Annotated in this window: 13 protein-coding genes; 4 read left to right on the top strand and 9 right to left on the bottom strand. The window is 37.1% G+C overall.

What is annotated here, in order from left to right; translation table 11 throughout:
• The first annotated feature begins 23 nt into the window (after window positions 1-23).
• Both J0M15_11095 and J0M15_11100 read left to right on the top strand, forming a co-directional pair.
• Complete coding sequence (locus tag J0M15_11095; protein MBN8537589.1) at window positions 24-455, top strand: hypothetical protein; 432 nt, start codon at window positions 24-26, stop codon at window positions 453-455.
• Between the two features lie 17 nt (window positions 456-472).
• Window positions 473-1,804, top strand: coding sequence for a TolC family protein (locus tag J0M15_11100; protein MBN8537590.1), 1,332 nt, complete (start codon window positions 473-475; stop codon window positions 1,802-1,804).
• A gap of 23 nt (window positions 1,805-1,827) precedes the next feature.
• Here J0M15_11100 and J0M15_11105 read toward each other — a convergent pair whose 3' ends face one another.
• The 6 genes from J0M15_11105 to J0M15_11130 form a co-directional block, all read right to left on the bottom strand.
• Entirely contained in the window at window positions 1,828-2,874 is a 1,047-nt protein-coding gene (locus J0M15_11105; protein MBN8537591.1) for a hypothetical protein, read from the bottom strand.
• 46 nt (window positions 2,875-2,920) lie between these two features.
• Window positions 2,921-4,003 (bottom strand): oxidoreductase, encoded by a 1,083-nt coding sequence (locus J0M15_11110; protein MBN8537592.1) that lies wholly within the window; start codon window positions 4,001-4,003, stop codon window positions 2,921-2,923.
• A gap of 54 nt (window positions 4,004-4,057) precedes the next feature.
• On the bottom strand, window positions 4,058-4,306 hold the full coding sequence (locus J0M15_11115) for a DUF4399 domain-containing protein (protein ID MBN8537593.1): 249 nt from the start codon (window positions 4,304-4,306) through the stop codon (window positions 4,058-4,060).
• Between the two features lie 242 nt (window positions 4,307-4,548).
• Window positions 4,549-5,910, bottom strand: a complete 1,362-nt coding sequence (locus tag J0M15_11120) for a hypothetical protein (GenBank protein MBN8537594.1) — start codon at window positions 5,908-5,910, stop codon at window positions 4,549-4,551.
• 6 nt (window positions 5,911-5,916) lie between these two features.
• Complete coding sequence (locus J0M15_11125) at window positions 5,917-7,512, bottom strand: hypothetical protein (protein MBN8537595.1); 1,596 nt, start codon at window positions 7,510-7,512, stop codon at window positions 5,917-5,919.
• Window positions 7,496-9,373, bottom strand: a complete 1,878-nt coding sequence (locus tag J0M15_11130) for a hypothetical protein (protein MBN8537596.1) — start codon at window positions 9,371-9,373, stop codon at window positions 7,496-7,498. Before J0M15_11130 ends, J0M15_11125 begins: the two co-directional genes overlap by 17 nt.
• A gap of 97 nt (window positions 9,374-9,470) precedes the next feature.
• Between J0M15_11130 and J0M15_11135 the strand changes: the two genes are divergently transcribed.
• Complete coding sequence (locus J0M15_11135; protein MBN8537597.1) at window positions 9,471-10,373, top strand: hypothetical protein; 903 nt, start codon at window positions 9,471-9,473, stop codon at window positions 10,371-10,373.
• 168 nt (window positions 10,374-10,541) lie between these two features.
• Window positions 10,542-12,212, top strand: coding sequence for a hypothetical protein (locus J0M15_11140; protein ID MBN8537598.1), 1,671 nt, complete (start codon window positions 10,542-10,544; stop codon window positions 12,210-12,212).
• 145 nt (window positions 12,213-12,357) lie between these two features.
• On the opposite strand, the gene J0M15_11145 is transcribed toward J0M15_11140, so the two are convergent.
• The 3 genes from J0M15_11145 to J0M15_11155 form a co-directional block, all read right to left on the bottom strand.
• Window positions 12,358-12,561, bottom strand: coding sequence for a hypothetical protein (locus J0M15_11145; GenBank protein ID MBN8537599.1), 204 nt, complete (start codon window positions 12,559-12,561; stop codon window positions 12,358-12,360).
• Window positions 12,562-12,677: 116 nt separating this feature from the next.
• Window positions 12,678-13,094, bottom strand: a complete 417-nt coding sequence (locus tag J0M15_11150; protein ID MBN8537600.1) for a hypothetical protein — start codon at window positions 13,092-13,094, stop codon at window positions 12,678-12,680.
• A complete protein-coding gene (locus tag J0M15_11155; GenBank protein MBN8537601.1) occupies window positions 13,091-14,908 on the bottom strand; it encodes a hypothetical protein in 1,818 nt (605 codons plus the stop codon). The genes J0M15_11150 and J0M15_11155 overlap by 4 nt, the downstream gene beginning before the upstream one ends.
• Window positions 14,909-15,145 lie beyond the last annotated feature (237 nt).

Below are 15,145 nucleotides of genomic sequence, written 5' to 3' on the forward strand. Positions count from 1 at the left end.
GAATTAAATTTAAAGGAGTCATCTTGAAAAAATTAATTGTGAAGTTAAAGCCCTTTTTGTTAATGTTTTTAATTTTTGGAGTGTTCATGGCGTCCTTAGAGATTTCTTGGTCTCATGAGGGGCACCAAAAAATTCCAGGAGATACTTTGGCTCCTCACGGTGGGAGGGTGAAAGGGACGGATTATTTATATTTAGAATTGGTAGCCACCAAAGAAGAATTTAAGCTTTACCCCTTTGATCATGATTTCAAATCTTTGCCACTTAAAGATATTCATTTGGAGGCTTTAGTCATGTTTCCAAAAAAAAGCAAGCCCCTGGAAATAAAGCTGGAACCGGTTGGGGATTTTTTTCAAGCCAAAGTTAATACCAAGGGAGTTCATCGTTATACCCTAGAGTTAAAAATTAAGGGAAATGGAAAAACAGAAAAACTTAGTTTTGTTGTCGAGCCTGAATAAGATGCCAGGGGGTATTTATGCAAATTAATTTTAGAGTAGATAACTTAATTATATTTCTGAAGTTTTTTTTGTTTGGTTTTCTTTGGATCTTTTCTTCATTTGCAGATCATCCAAATGAGGGGAGCTTGCCATTAAATCAATTGCTTCATTGGGCTGAGGAAAATAACTTAGAATTACAGCAAGCTAAAAAGTCATTGCAAAGTAAAGAATCTCTTTTAAAAAGTAAATATGGGGCCTTATTGCCAAGCTTCTTTTTAGAAGCGGGGCCTCTTTTTGCCAAGCTTGAAGATGAAAAAAGATCGGACACTTTTGTCTATGGGAAAGCTGAATGGAATTTATATCGAGGAAATTTCGACTCCGCCGAAATTAATAAGGAAAAACTTCTTCATCAGTTGGAAGTGAAGAAATTTGAGTCTTTGCAATCTAAATTGCAAGGCGAAGTTAGTCGTCTTTACTATGAGTTGCAATTTTTACTTGAAAGCATCTCGTTAAAAGAACGAGCTCTGGTTATGAATGCCGAACAAATGAAGTTGGCCCTTATAAAAAAAAATTCTGGTTTTACCTCTATGGGAGATGTGATTGAATTTGAGCTCAGAGAATCTACTTTAAAATCAGATCTTGTTTTTCTGAATCAGGAAATCGAAGTTAAATCCAGACAGCTTAATTTGTTAGTAGCTAGAGGTGATGCCGCGCTCTCTGTAAGTGAATCTAAAACTCTGAGAGTGAAGGGGCATTTGTTTAGGGAGGAAAAGTTACTGAAAAAGGAATTACGACTTAAAGACAAGCTATCAGCTTTAATGGTATCAAAAAATATAGAACTTGTTGAAGCCAATTTACAAGTAGCTGCGGCAGAGGAAGAGCTGAGAATGGCTCAATCCGCCTATTTCCCAAAAATCGATTTGGAAGCTAAATATGGTAAATTATACAACGAAGAGAAAGCCTATTCTCAGAATAATAATTATTTATTGGTTCTCAAGTTTTCAATACCTTTATTTTCAGGTTTGGAAACTCAAAACTTAACCAGATACAAAAGTTTGGCAAAGGAAGAAAAAGAAATTGACTTTAAAAGACGAAAATTAGCGGTAATGGCTGAATTTGAAGACACCTATAGCCTCATTGAGGCTTTATCCCAACGGCTAGATCTTGAAGAAAAAAATCTTTCACGTTCTGAAGAGTATTACCAAATTACATTGGGTGAGTACAAGCGAGGTATTAAAAATTCTCCAGATATGGTAGGTGCCTCTGAAAGGCTTTTATCCTCTCGAATTAGAAATTTAGAATTTCGTCGTGATTTAAAGCTTGCTGAAACGAAAATTTACGAATTAGCAAACACAACTCCGTTTAATTAATCTGCTATTTTCAATAGAGCTTTCTATGCTGCCAGCAAGGGCGCCATCGCTGGTTTGATCGAAGAGTCTTCAGCATCAACTATAATTTTTGCAGAATCATAGAGAGCTTTATTGTAGGGCTGCGATGAGTAAATATCGATGTCTTTGCAGCCCAGATTATGAAAGAGTTCATGGAAATAAGTATTTTTTGCAGATTTGCTTTTCCATTCCTTACAGGTTTTTGGATTCATTGAAATTAAAGGATGATCTTGATCGGCTGGACTCGCAGTTGCATGTGCATTAGCACCTGCCCAATTAAAACTATCTTCGTTGCATACAACTTTTGGTTTTGGTTGGGAATTAAAAAGACCAAAGAATCTGACTACATGTTCATTAGACTTTGAGGTGTTCAGATTTTGAAGACACTGGAGTCCTGAGTGAAGTGCTTCTGAGTACTCTTTTAAAGCAATCTGGGCCCCTCCTCGTGCATCGATGCAAGATTTATGAATACGAAGTCCATATTTTGTATTAAGAAAGCCAGCATTGTCATACGCTAAATTTTGATTAAGCGAGGAGATCTGTTGAAAGAAAGTTTGTAATTGAGATTTTGAACACGATTCTGAATTTTGGGTCACAATGAGCTTAACATGGGTTTCAATTAATTTGTTATTTGTAAAAAGTTGAGTTTCCAAATAAGAAATTTCCGCGAATGATTTTAAGACAGTTTTTTCTGAAAGGTTAGAGCTTTTATAAATTCTTCTTTCAAACCGAGGGTGTTTATTTGATCCATACTCTTCAATCCAGTCAATGGTTCCAGTAAAATTGGAATCCTTCTCGATCCTCGAAATATAATTGTCTTTGTCAACAAATTGGCAGAAGTCCAGTTTTCTATCTTGATTTAAATCAAAACAATGTTTAGTGAATCTTCCGCTTTTTAAAATAACAGGTTTAATCTTAAATTCATTCCAGCTAAAACTTTCTTCAGGTGCTGAACCAGCAAAACTCTTACTAAGTAAGAAGAAAAAATAAATTAAGTTAAAAATTAAAATTTTAAAATGATTCAAAGGAAGAGGCATAAAATGCTTCAACACGTATTTGTCGCCCCGTAATTTGTATGTGGCAGGCTTCACCAGGCGATTATAAATCAACTGACAACTCTGTGCCAAGCCTATCTTCTATAGGCAGTCTAATAGTTCTTCCTTCAGTTGAACTTTGAAATGCTAATTCGATAATTTTGGCGACGCTTAAGGCTTCTTGTGGTGAAACGGGAAGTTCTCCGAGCCCAGTGGTTATCTTTTTATAGAGGAGATCATAGAAACAGAGATAAGAGCCTTTTTCAGATTTAATTTTTTCAATTTTTTGATTGTTTGGAAAGACCAACTGGCCATCATATTTTTCTTCTTCAATTCCAAAGGAGGAGTTTAAAACGGATACCCCATGTTTCATTTGTTCTTCCTGTGGATCAAGTCCAAATTTGGTAAAACATGCCTGATCTCCAAAAATTTGAAATCGAGGCGTTGAAGAGGAAAAGGATGAACTCTGCAACAGGACTCTGGTGGATCCGTATTTTAAGATGATATGAAAAAAATCATCATTAACAGAGCCATCCTTTTGGTTACAAATATCAGCAGTCAAATGATCAGGACTTCCAAAAATATTTAAAGCTTGGTCGATAAGGTGAGTTCCTAAATCATACAAAATACCAGAGCCTTTTAAAGATTGTTCTCGCCAACGATCTGGACGCACCGTTGGGCGCCAACGATCAAAATGAGATTCAAAATGTTTTATATGCCCTAATTTTCCCTCTTTAATTAATTTCTTCACAGTTAGAAAGTCGGAATCCCATCTGCGATTATGAAAAATGGATAAGACTTTTCCAGTGCGTTGGGCTAGTTCAATTAAATGTTTTCCTTCATTGACAGAATTCACAAAGGGTTTTTCAATGACCACATTTTTTCCATTCTTTAGCGCTGCTTCTGAATAGGAAAAGTGAAAAGAATTGGGGGCCGCATTAATGATAAGATCTAAATGAGGGTGATCGATAAGTTCGCAGGGATCTGGAGTCACTCGAACTTCGGGAAGGGATGATTTTACTTTGCCTGTATCAGAGGAACAGACCATGTCGATTTGATAACCGCCATGGGCCTGAAGCAGTGGTGTATGAAAAAACTTTCCCGAAAGACCAAACCCGATGATTCCTACTTTAATTTTCTTTTTCATGAGAGTGTCCTCAATTCTAAATTACCTACGACAATAAATCATTGGTCTATTCGTCTATTCACAAATGAACATTAGGGTTGTCAATCTTTTTAATCCACCTTGAGTAATGTTTTTTCCAGGAGCCAATGTGACATCTGTCTCGGTTTGCCCTTTACCAAAATGTAGATGGGTAGCATCATTAATAATGGCTTCTCCAGTGGCTACTGGCTTACTATCAATTAAAATGTGATGGTGGCCACAGGTCTTGTCGGCGGTCTTTTTTCCAGCTTCACAAATCTTTCGCCCTTCAAGAGCCATTTTCACATGAAACTTGGTGCCAACGACACTCTAATTCTTGGGTTCGACAAAAGAAATACCTTCTGCAGCAAATGCAGAAAAACAAAAACAATTAATAACCAAACACATTGCAGTCGATTTAAAGTTCATGAATTCTCCTCTTGGTTATTAGTAATAAAAAGTATTCGATGAAAATACTAAGGGGTCAAGGTTAGCTCGGAAATTTTTTTGTCTCGAGTTGTACTAATGCTGAATAAAGCAGATACTACTTACCAACAAAACCGGGCGCCTTGGTCCCATAGGTCTAAATCTAAGCTTGCATTTTTAATAATTTCTTTTGTTCCAATATTTGCATTGAGTTTAGACTGGATATCAAGCATCTGGTAACCAAGGCCAGCTAAAATCGTTATGCTTAAAGCCGATTCTTTTTTTATTTTATTTTGAAGTCTCAAACAAGAGGTTAAGGCAGCTGTTGAATAGTGGTGAAAATCTGTTTCTCTTAGTCGTTTAACTAGATAGGTGTTAAACTCAATCCATGGTAGAAATTTCATCAAAACGGTATTCGCCTTTTCTGAGTCTATCAGTTTAGGCTTCAGTACCTCCGCATTTAACAACGCTGCATTTATTTGGGTTCTGAGGGAGTAGGGAAGAGTCCAATCTTTGAATCGATCATGTTGATTAAGTAAAAGTATTTTTTCTGTAAAATTAAATTCAGGACATCTTGATGAGAGCTGATTAAATAAGAATGAAAAAATCTGACTCAAAGGTTTATCGGTTGGGTTAAAATTAAATGGCTGCCCGGCTAAACAACTAAAAGATTTATGGCTTAAGTTTTTAATATTTAAATTTACAAATGGATAAATTTCATTTTCATCAGCACTGGATGGATATAAAAATTGATAGGGGTTGATATCTTGAAAGGTGTCATTTAAAAGTTTTAAGCGGTCCTCTTTCGGTAGGCTAAAAAATTGAATTAATGACCAGCGAACAATTGGTTTTTCGATGAGAGCCAGGCCAATGTTCAGATAGGACTCAATAGTCTTTTGGTTTGACTCAGAAAAAAAATATTTTAAAAGTTTCTCTAGAGAAATTCTGATAATGGGAGGTTGAGGAGAATTTGAATTATTTAAAAGTTTGGTAATCATTAAAAATTGCGTCGACCATAAGTCATCAGAAACAAGTTTTTGATAAAACATCATGGCATCCGTTGTCCGAGAATGACCGATATTAAAGGGTGCTGGCTTTTTACAAATTTGTTGAAATTGATTATGAATGGACTCAAGTTTCATTGCCATCTCGCTGAACACATTTACGGGTACCGTCTCAACAAAATTTTGCTTTCGATTGAGTAAATCAAAGTGAGTTACTTTTTGTCCAGATTGTTCCATGTAAACAGTTTCGGTGATTTCTTCAACGGCTCTTTCGAGGAAAGCGGCATTTTTAGGGTCTGTTTTTTTTAAGCTATCATAACATTTTTGTAATTCAATAAAGAGCCCTATACTATGTTGAGCGTTCTCGTTATTAAGGCTTTTTTTAAGGAGAGGAAGTGAAATCGTTGGGGTTGCTTCCGACTCCCTATAAAATAAGCAAAATACAAGTAATGCAGGGAATGCAGAAAAAAGATATTTCATTCAAGCCTATTCTTTTAGCTGGTTCAAAATCCAATTAATTTTGCCAGCATCTTGTCCTGGACCATCGCCTCCGTTTTTCCAGTTGATCGCCGATGTGGGATCAGTTGGCATATAAATATCAAATAAACGATGAGCTGTGATAATTTCTTTAATCGGTTTATTTTTCGCTAGTCCTTGTTTTAAGGCTAAAAATAAAATGAGCTCATCGAGTTTTTCTTCAACATCGAAAAGTTCTGGCGAATACTGAATTTGATCTGGCATCATTGCTAAAATACCATCAAGTAGTTTTAAATTATAGATCACTCGACCATCTTCTATATTCTTAAAATTCTCAGGGATATTGTCGTTGTTAAAAGTCGGAGGTAACATGACATAAGTATGTTGAGTCCACTGTCCATTTGAGAATCCATTACCTTGAGAGTCGGTAATCTCTGAAATCAGCACCGCCACCACATCTTGATAATTGCGAGCCTCTTCGGCCAATTGTTTTAAGGTAAGCGAGCTTAAATGAGAGGTCACGTCCACCCCTTTTTTGTTAAATCTAACGACTTTTAATTTGAACTTAGATGAAGATTGGAAATTCCATTTATCTGAAGAAATCTTAACAACTGGCTTTGTTTGCACCGAGTTCATTGATATACTGTATTGGGATCCATCACAGTCAAATGGACAAAACCATTCCGTATTTGTTGAAATATGATAGGACAGATTGGGTTCTTGAACTTTCACTATGGAGTCGGCTCGATTTAAAAAATAGTGCTGAGCAGTGGAGGAAATGCCTTCAATAGAGCCAACTTTCTCTGTTAAAAAGTGTTTTGTATTGGAACTGAGTAAGGCTTGTCCTTTACACTTATCAATATCAAATTCATCATTACTAAATATTTTCTCTATTGTAGATCGACTCACTTTCCATTCATCGCTTAGGCACCAATAGGTGCCTTCACGCAAATTTTGGGTCATAGGGGTTTTATTTAGAAAGTTTCTGACCTGTCCTAACAACATTTGTTTTTCTACAATCGTCAAACCCAGATAGCTTTGGTCATTTTGGTGAAAATAAAAGGAATGGGGATTTATTCTGGCCCAAGCGGCATCTTTTCCTTCCACATGACCTAGTGTGAAATTTCCACCGTAAAGCCCTTCATTAATCGACATCGTTAAAGAAGATGCTGCATCAAACCCAAGTCTTGACGAGGCGCTTGTTCCGTCAATTCTGGCAACGGCTAGATTATTAGGAAGTTTTATTTCAATTTTCGTTTCAGTTCCCGATTTGCGGCGAGAAATATCGCCCATGGGGGTACCTACGCCAACATCAATGCTGGATTTTCTTTTCTGAGCTACCACATCAAAAACCCCGTAATTTTTTTCTCGAGTGCAAGCATTTCCCATAGAATCACACGGGAAATTCATTTTAGAATGAGGGCCGCTAAAGCGATAAACTTTCCAAGGGTTTGGGGCCTCTACAAAAGCTTTCGGTGAAAACTGACCAAAAGAGCCCGTAGATTTGTCTAATCCTCCAGCCCTGGCGTTAAATTCGACGCCAAACACTGAATTAAATATTCCTATGACAACGACCCAATTTTTAATTCTATAAATCTGTTTCACTTTTAACTCCTTTATTCGCATGGTCTTTAATTATAACAGCTGAATTTCCTGATGGAAAAGTATCTGGAATTCGGGTTTTACTTGAGGCCACAATTTTAAGATCTCCAAATAGATCCCAAATTTTTTGTTGCGCGGTCAGGTGATCTTCCTCGGTTCCCACATCCACAGCATCTTCCAACGTGATCACACCGGGATCCTTTGCTGCATTGTTCTTTAAAATAATAAAAATCTTATCAAGATAATCTTCAATCTCCACTAACTCCGTGGACAATTGAGCTTGATCTGGGATGGCAGCTAAAGCTTTATCAATGAGTTTTAGTTTTGTAAGCTCAGGAACTTCGATGCCATTAAGTTTTGGTGGAACTAAAATATAGAGGTGAAGAGTCGAGCTGACCCAGGGATTGCATTCTTTATTGTAATTTAAGTTGATGGGTCCATATCCATGATATCCTTTTTCATGTTGGGGATTAACATATTCATTATAGGTTGCATTACCCCAACCACTTGTTTTAATCGTTTTTTCTTCGCAGGCAGTTCCATTAGCACGAGTGTAGACCTCACCTACTTTTTCGTAAGCCACCATGGCCACACGCTGTGAAGCCAGTTCAATTTTTTCTGATGAAAGCATACCTCTCTTTTTTGAATACACTTCGAGAAACCAAGAATCGCTATCTGAAATTCCCTCAAAGTCAGGATCCAAGCGCCAATTAAAGCTCAAAAGCTTGGACCTTGGATAGTTGCACTCTCCACTTTGTCGTGTGAGGGTGCTAGGGCAATTTTGCATTTCATTCAAATTAAACCGTTTTGAGTTCCAATAAAATAAATTGATATCCTTATCGTCCTTCTTATATTGAGCTTTGTAATCTGTTCCATTTGCCGAAATGATGGAGACATCGGTGATAGATTTATATGATAAACCGGTGGCACGCGTTTCAGGGTCTCTGATAGCGACGACAGAGCTGGTTCTATCTGTGAATGCCTGCTTAAACATTCCACCCGTGGTGGTGATGGAATCGATGGGCTTAACAATGCCTTTACAGTCACGAAAGTCATATTTGTCATTATATAAAAAAAGTTTTTCTAAACCTTTAGTCAATCTTACCGAATCAGAGTCACACCACATAGTTCCACGCCGCATCCCTTCCGAAGTTTTGGTATCAGTTTGATTTGTCGGAATAACTCTTTCAATAACTGTTGTCACAAATTGATCTTTATTATCAATGTGCCGGTAAACTGATTCTGGTTGATTAAACATTTTAGGAGCATCAGCTTCCTCGATATGCCCCAATTGACGAGGAGTTCCCTTTTTGTCGAAGCCGAAAAAAGTTTGAACTTGAGATTCATCAATTTGTAACTTAGCTTGGGCCTCAATTTCATCTAATCGCAGAAGGTTGATCCCTTGGGGGTTTTGTACTAAAGTTTGCTCAACACTTCCATGATCAAATGACTTAACCAAACCAATAATGGTTTCTTGAGCCACTCGTTGCCCCTTTTGGTCAGTACCAGCATCGATTTTAAAAATTTGAGCCTCTTTTTCAAAATTACAGTCGCCACTTTTGCATAGAGGGCCAAGATAAGCTTTGTCTCTGCTACAGCTCCCCTTACTATCACAGGATTCACCGCTATAGTAGGGGATATAATCTCGTTGTTTCAGAGTTTTCACGACGATATGGTAACCACTCCATCCAGAAGCGATATATTTAGAAGGTGACCAATTTCCATTATGTATTTGATCAGGGGCAATGATGCTGCTGCCACTGTTCATCGTAGAACTGAAGGCTCCTGCATAGGTGACTTGTCCCACTACAAAGTGTAAAACTGTCATGCATCTGATTATTCTTTTTACAGAAAAAAAGTTCATATAAACCTCCGAAGGTCTTATTTTTTCATATGAAATCATAGGGCAATTGAGGGGCCAACTTTGGCAAGCTTTTCGCAATGTTTTCTATTTTATGTTTATGAAATTTATTAAATTGTTTTTTATCATCATCTTCTTTATCTCTGAGGTTTATGCGCAGAGGTATGATAATTTTTTAAATTCCGTTCAAGAAAATCTTCCAGTGAATACAGATTTTTTAAAATGGGTTTTAAAAAATCATGGAACAAAGCTGGCGACCCCTTCCAAGTTGGAACAATGGGGTCTGATTAATTCGGAAAATGCAGCTGCCTTTTTTCAAATATTTAATGCCCTTGTTGTGAAACCAGAAAACTTAATTCGTGATGAAAAATCGAACAAAAGACGTCTTAAAAATTGGGATGAACTTAGAAAAACAAATCCAGATAATTGGACGATAAGAATGGGAACCATTTTTCATGAGCTAGCGCATGCGGAATATGACTGGTTACCAAATTCAGAAAATGAAGTTGATAAAGAACTTTTTCATTTTCTTGAAAATGATTTTAAAAATTATTTAGAATTACATCATCCTAACTATAACTATTTTGATCGCAACAGCGCTCCATCGGAAATGTACGCCTATTTTCACGGGGAATTTTTGTACATGTTATTATATTTAGTTGATGATTTATTCGTTGAAAATGGCTATTTTAAATTTTTAAAGAAATGTAAAAACGATAAGAAATTGGAAAAAATACTAGCAAACATTAGTCAACCCAGTAAAAAACTTTTTTTTACATTGGGCCAAGATGAGAATTTTACGCAAGGTCCACTGCCAAGTATTTATGTGAAAGGGAAAGAAGTCATAGTTGATTCAACTCAACAGGAAATGATACGGTTGAGGGAGTTGCTATGGAAGCAATTCACAGAACACGCAGTTCCTGTACGATCTAAGTTTGAAGTCGTCAGGTGGATGAACACCAAACCAAATCTACTGAAATTAATTTCCAGCTGTAGAAATTAATCTTAAAACGTGTTTCAAGCCTTTTCAAACATACTCTTATAGGCATTTATTTCATATTGGTGTAGGTGACTATATTTAATTGGTAAAAATAATTTTTCTGTAGTATAGACTTCGAACGCCGCTAAATTACTATATCTAAATCACTATATCATTGTTTGGAGAATTAATATGACGACCCAACAGAACAGATTTTTCTTTCCATGGCCTTTCTTTCAAAGATTAGTTTTTCAAAACTCGCTGTTATGTTTAATATTCTTAGCAATAGGAGCAAGCCAACTAACTTCTGCAGAACCCCTCGGAACAAATGCTTCTGATACGGGTCTGATTTCAGAATATACAGGTACAAGTTTTCAAGAGCTAATAGATGTCATTCAAGACAAAAATTTTGTGCCAAGCACTTCCGAACAAAGCAAAGAGTTCGATGTTTATAAAAGTCAAAACCTACCTCATTATGAAGTTTCTTTTAAATCCTTAGGGGGACTATTAAAAAATAATTTAGATTCAGTTTCAAAAAGAACGCTTAAAGATCGTTATGATTATTACCCTCAAGGTTTTATAAAATTCGTCCATGCAAATGGAATTTGTTTGTCTGGTACTTGGGATATAACGGAAGATACACCTTATACGGGTTATTTTAAAAATGCCAGTCATGGACTTGTGATCGCCAGGGCTTCCGTGGCTTTAGATGGAACCACTAAAAATTCTTCTCGCGGATTTGGATTGGCTGTCAAACTTTTTCCTACCCTGAATTCTAATGAAAAAATTAAAACGTCTAATCTATTCACTGTCGATATTTTAAGTGGAAGCCATTCAGATCGATTTTTAGATGTCGCACTGACCAATAGTCCTCCATTGGTTTTGGATGCCAAACTTTTAGGTGTTTTCTCAAAAATTGGACCAGCTTTTTTAACAGCAGACTCGTCTCCGACCTATAGACCTATTTCTTCATTCGCAAAAATTGGAGTCTTGGAAAATGAAACTGCTGTTGCTCCCATTTTTATACGTTATCGCCCTGTTAAAGAAACAATTAAAAATAGTCAAAGTGATTTTAGAAGCGAAATATCCGAAGCGATGAAAGAAAATGGTGTCCTAAAATTCATGATTGAGGTTTCAGATACCACCAAGGATAGATTTGCTAGCTCTGGATGGACACCTATTGGTGTTCTTACCTTTGACCAAACCTATTTGAGTTATAGTTGTGATCGACGTTTGCATTTTCCTCATCCTGCTGATGACAAAAGAAGTAAACTACCCAAATCGATTTCATCTATTTCTGCGATGAGTTCATCTGCAAATGCGTCTGTGAGTTCATCGGTGATTCCTCAAGAAAATTTTAAATCGGTACTTGCAAAAATAAGTGATACTTATTGGAAAGGTAACTTTCAAGTTCATGGTCTTGGTCCGTTAACAAATTGTTCTGGAGACTTAGATATTCGATTTTTTCCAGAAGTTGTTGAAGACTTTTCCCAAGGAGAAAGTACTGTTTCATACCGTCACCATGCTGACTTTACAAAAAATAAAAACCCGATATGCAGATATATAGTGGCTGAATTGAGTCCTGTCGCTGTTGGAAAATGTGAAGAAACGATTCCAAAGAAATATAATCCTGCAGAAACTGCAATGGTTCCTTTTCGTACGATTATTCCTAGCTCGAATGGAGACTCGGCAATCGTTAGTTCTCCTAGTTGTGATAATAAATCTCATACCTACTCTAGAAAAAATATCCAGCTGGCCAAGGCGACTCTTACTGACCAGAACAGAAAACTAGAACTTGAGCTGCACTTGGGATTGTTAGGTTCAACTTTTAAATTAACCTATCAGCTGAATAAACAAGATTAAAGCATCGGAAATTTAAAGCAATAATCTAGACCTTATTCAATGTCTATTTTCAGCCCTCTAGAATTTATTTCCGCTTCAGAGCAATGATTCCTGGACGCTTCTAGAAAGCGGCGTCTTTAGCATCGACAAAGACGGACTCTTGCTCTTAGGGCGCTGGTAAGGCGATAAACTTCAGATCGATCAATGCCAAGATAGATTCTGCGAATTCAGTATTTTTATTTTCCAGAAATGTCGCTCGCGATAGAGGGAAATAAAATCGAGGAAGGGTCTGGGTCAGGCCATCCGCCATCTGCGGCTCTATCACTTGCCATCGGTTAGGTTCAATTTCGGCCTCAACCCAGGCATGCATGCCCGGCTTGTCTGCACAAGGCCAGAGTGATAAAAAATTAAACCATTGAATTCGTTCTAATTTTTGTAATGGGATACCTCAGTCCGACACATCTCTATCTAGTTAACAGGCCGTTGTTACCGGTGCAAATTATTTTTCAGGCCAGAGTAGAAACGCGCTCTATCTAACCATCTCTCCAGTTTTTTACTATCGGTAGTTGTGAGCAAGCTAGAACAAAACCATTTCTCTTTCCCTTGCACTTTGATCGTCACGGACTCGCTGCAATTTGCAATTTTGCGCTTATTGGCGATTTTTAATGCTTCCACGATTTGAAGAAAATCAGACTCCATCGAATGAAATGTTTTTTCTGTTAGGACCGTGAACTTCAGAACTTCTCCATTTGAAATATGATTCAACAAATACGTCTTATCAATTTTTGAGGGCGTATCTGACAAACTGTAGCCGTTTTTAAAATAGCCACGATTGTTTGTAATTTGAAAATGAATCGCTAGTGTTGACAAGGACAGAAGAAAGATAGTTAAAAATATTTTCATCTTGTTTGTCCCTCCCTTTTTGCATTGTCATTTCCTGTTTCATGCGGATGTGAGAAGTTTTTTAATTTATCGAAACACTGAGTGTTTTTACCAGGACTGCAATCTAAGCTCTCAGCGATCTTAGGAAGACTAAAATACAGGTCGTTCAATCTAACTTCATGAGGTGGATGAACCAAACTCAAACGCAATTGATCTTGCATCTTACCTGATTTTGCAATTGATTTAAGACTGAAGAGCGACAACTGTTGTGGACGAATTTTTGAGGTGTATTTAACTTCTTCTTGGTGGTGGTTGCAATAGCTGATTCCAAAAAACGAATACAAACTGATTTTTTCAAGATCTGATTTGGGTGGGTGTTCAGTCAGGTACTCATCCATGGCTAAGGCACCCCACATGTCAGCCATGGCTTCGTCTGATTCGTCGGCTTTATCAAATCCGCCTAGGCATTCGATAAAGTGTTCGTTTCTTGATTGCAATTGTCTTTGATCTTCAACAGATAGTGGCGAACCCTGGGATTGAAAAACTTGAGAGGTTGTGCTTGTTAGCTTTGTTGAATCTTCTTTTGAAACGATTCGAAAATTTGAATTTTTAACGATACACTCTTTGACCTTTGCAAATGGATAGTCTTCTTTATCAATCTTTTCCACAATCGGCGTGAAGAGTTTAATTTTATCCGTGTAGCTTCTAAATGATTCACTCATAAAGTAGTCATTATTAATACGGACGGTATGATTTTGCGGCATCGCTCGTTTGAGATCTTCTAGAAGTTCATTATCAATTCGATTAGCATTCGCGGACTTCTTAGAAAGCAAACTATCCAGCATTTGAGGATCGACTTTATCCAAACCTAAACTTAAGCTACATGCACTGATACTGTGACCCATTTCATGCCCGATAATTCCAACTAACTGATTGTCTGGGTAATTTAAAACAGAATCACATACAACAAAGGTGTGTGTTGGTGGATTGTAATAAGCATTAGGCCCATTCTGACACGGTTTTCTTAGGTCTGGAGGAATTTCGTCCTCAAACTTAATCGTTAAGTCATCTATTGTTTGATCAAGCGCTTTTTTATTTTTATTGGATGCATTTCTTTCAAAATTTTTTTTGAAGGAATTTTTGGCCACGTCAAAAAGTTCTTTCGCCTTGTCTCGGCGCTGTTGCATATGGGCTTTTTGTTGTTCCTGCTGACTATTCAGAGCTTCATTACTGGCAGGATTGCTATAGGCGCCACTTAATATCGAATTTGTTTTTATTTGAAGCTCGATGACATCCTTTAAAGCCCTTCTTGTTTGAGGACTGACGTTTTCAGAGTTCATGAATTCAACCATTTCATCTATCGAAACAGTTTGATACTTTTGTTGATTCCCGTTAGGTGGCCAGAAAAACTTTACAGGCATATCCAGCAAATATTGTTTTTTAGATAATTTTCCGCTTTTTTCGAAGTTGATGAAAGAGAAGAAAACAAGATGAGGATCTGTCAAAACATTCATTTGAAATTCACTAGTCATTTTTTTTTCTGAGCTTAATACATTAGCCAATTGCCTGCGTGCTTGGATTAATCTCATTGACGAGTTATCATACTCTGCCATTTTAGCTGGATCCGGTTTCATCCCCATCCCCATCCCCATCCCTTGAGGATCTGTTTTTGGATGACGAGGATTTGGAAAAGATGTTCCATCTGATAATTTGATTTCTGCTGGATATGAGTCAAAAATGCGGCAATCGCGAGTTAGAACGGAAACGTCGCATGCCGGTTTGTCTGCGGCATGAACCAACAAACTCGATATCCCTAAAAAAAAGAATTTTTTCATATAAAATAGGGTACTCGTTTTTGATCTCTGAAACAGCCAAAGTCCCCAAGATTTTGACCAAAGTCTTATTTTAGGCAGTTTGTTTCATTACTTTGGGACAGATTCTATTTTTTGCGGGGGCCTGACCAGGTGAATGTGGCCTATGGAGAATTCAACCATTGGGTGACTTCCTTCGATGGCAACATAAATCTAAAATGGATCACTGACTTCGGAAATGAGATTATTTGCAAGAAGTCA

The sequence above is a fragment of the Deltaproteobacteria bacterium genome (assembly GCA_017302835.1).
Taxonomy (GTDB): Bacteria; Bdellovibrionota; Bdellovibrionia; order Bdellovibrionales; family Bdellovibrionaceae; genus UBA2316.

Excerpts from the sequence above, each read along its gene's own strand:
- J0M15_11100 (MBN8537590.1), top strand. The coding sequence starts at position 473 with ATGCAAATTAATTTTAGAGTAGATAACTTAATTATATTTCTGAAGTTT.
- J0M15_11110 (MBN8537592.1), bottom strand. The coding sequence starts at position 4,003 with ATGAAAAAGAAAATTAAAGTAGGAATCATCGGGTTTGGTCTTTCGGGA.
- J0M15_11120 (MBN8537594.1), bottom strand. The coding sequence starts at position 5,910 with ATGAAATATCTTTTTTCTGCATTCCCTGCATTACTTGTATTTTGCTTA.
- J0M15_11130 (MBN8537596.1), bottom strand. The coding sequence starts at position 9,373 with ATGAACTTTTTTTCTGTAAAAAGAATAATCAGATGCATGACAGTTTTA.
- J0M15_11135 (MBN8537597.1), top strand. The coding sequence starts at position 9,471 with ATGAAATTTATTAAATTGTTTTTTATCATCATCTTCTTTATCTCTGAG.
- J0M15_11140 (MBN8537598.1), top strand. The coding sequence starts at position 10,542 with ATGACGACCCAACAGAACAGATTTTTCTTTCCATGGCCTTTCTTTCAA.
- J0M15_11145 (MBN8537599.1), bottom strand. The coding sequence starts at position 12,561 with ATGCATGCCTGGGTTGAGGCCGAAATTGAACCTAACCGATGGCAAGTG.
- J0M15_11150 (MBN8537600.1), bottom strand. The coding sequence starts at position 13,094 with ATGAAAATATTTTTAACTATCTTTCTTCTGTCCTTGTCAACACTAGCG.
- J0M15_11155 (MBN8537601.1), bottom strand. The coding sequence starts at position 14,908 with ATGAAAAAATTCTTTTTTTTAGGGATATCGAGTTTGTTGGTTCATGCC.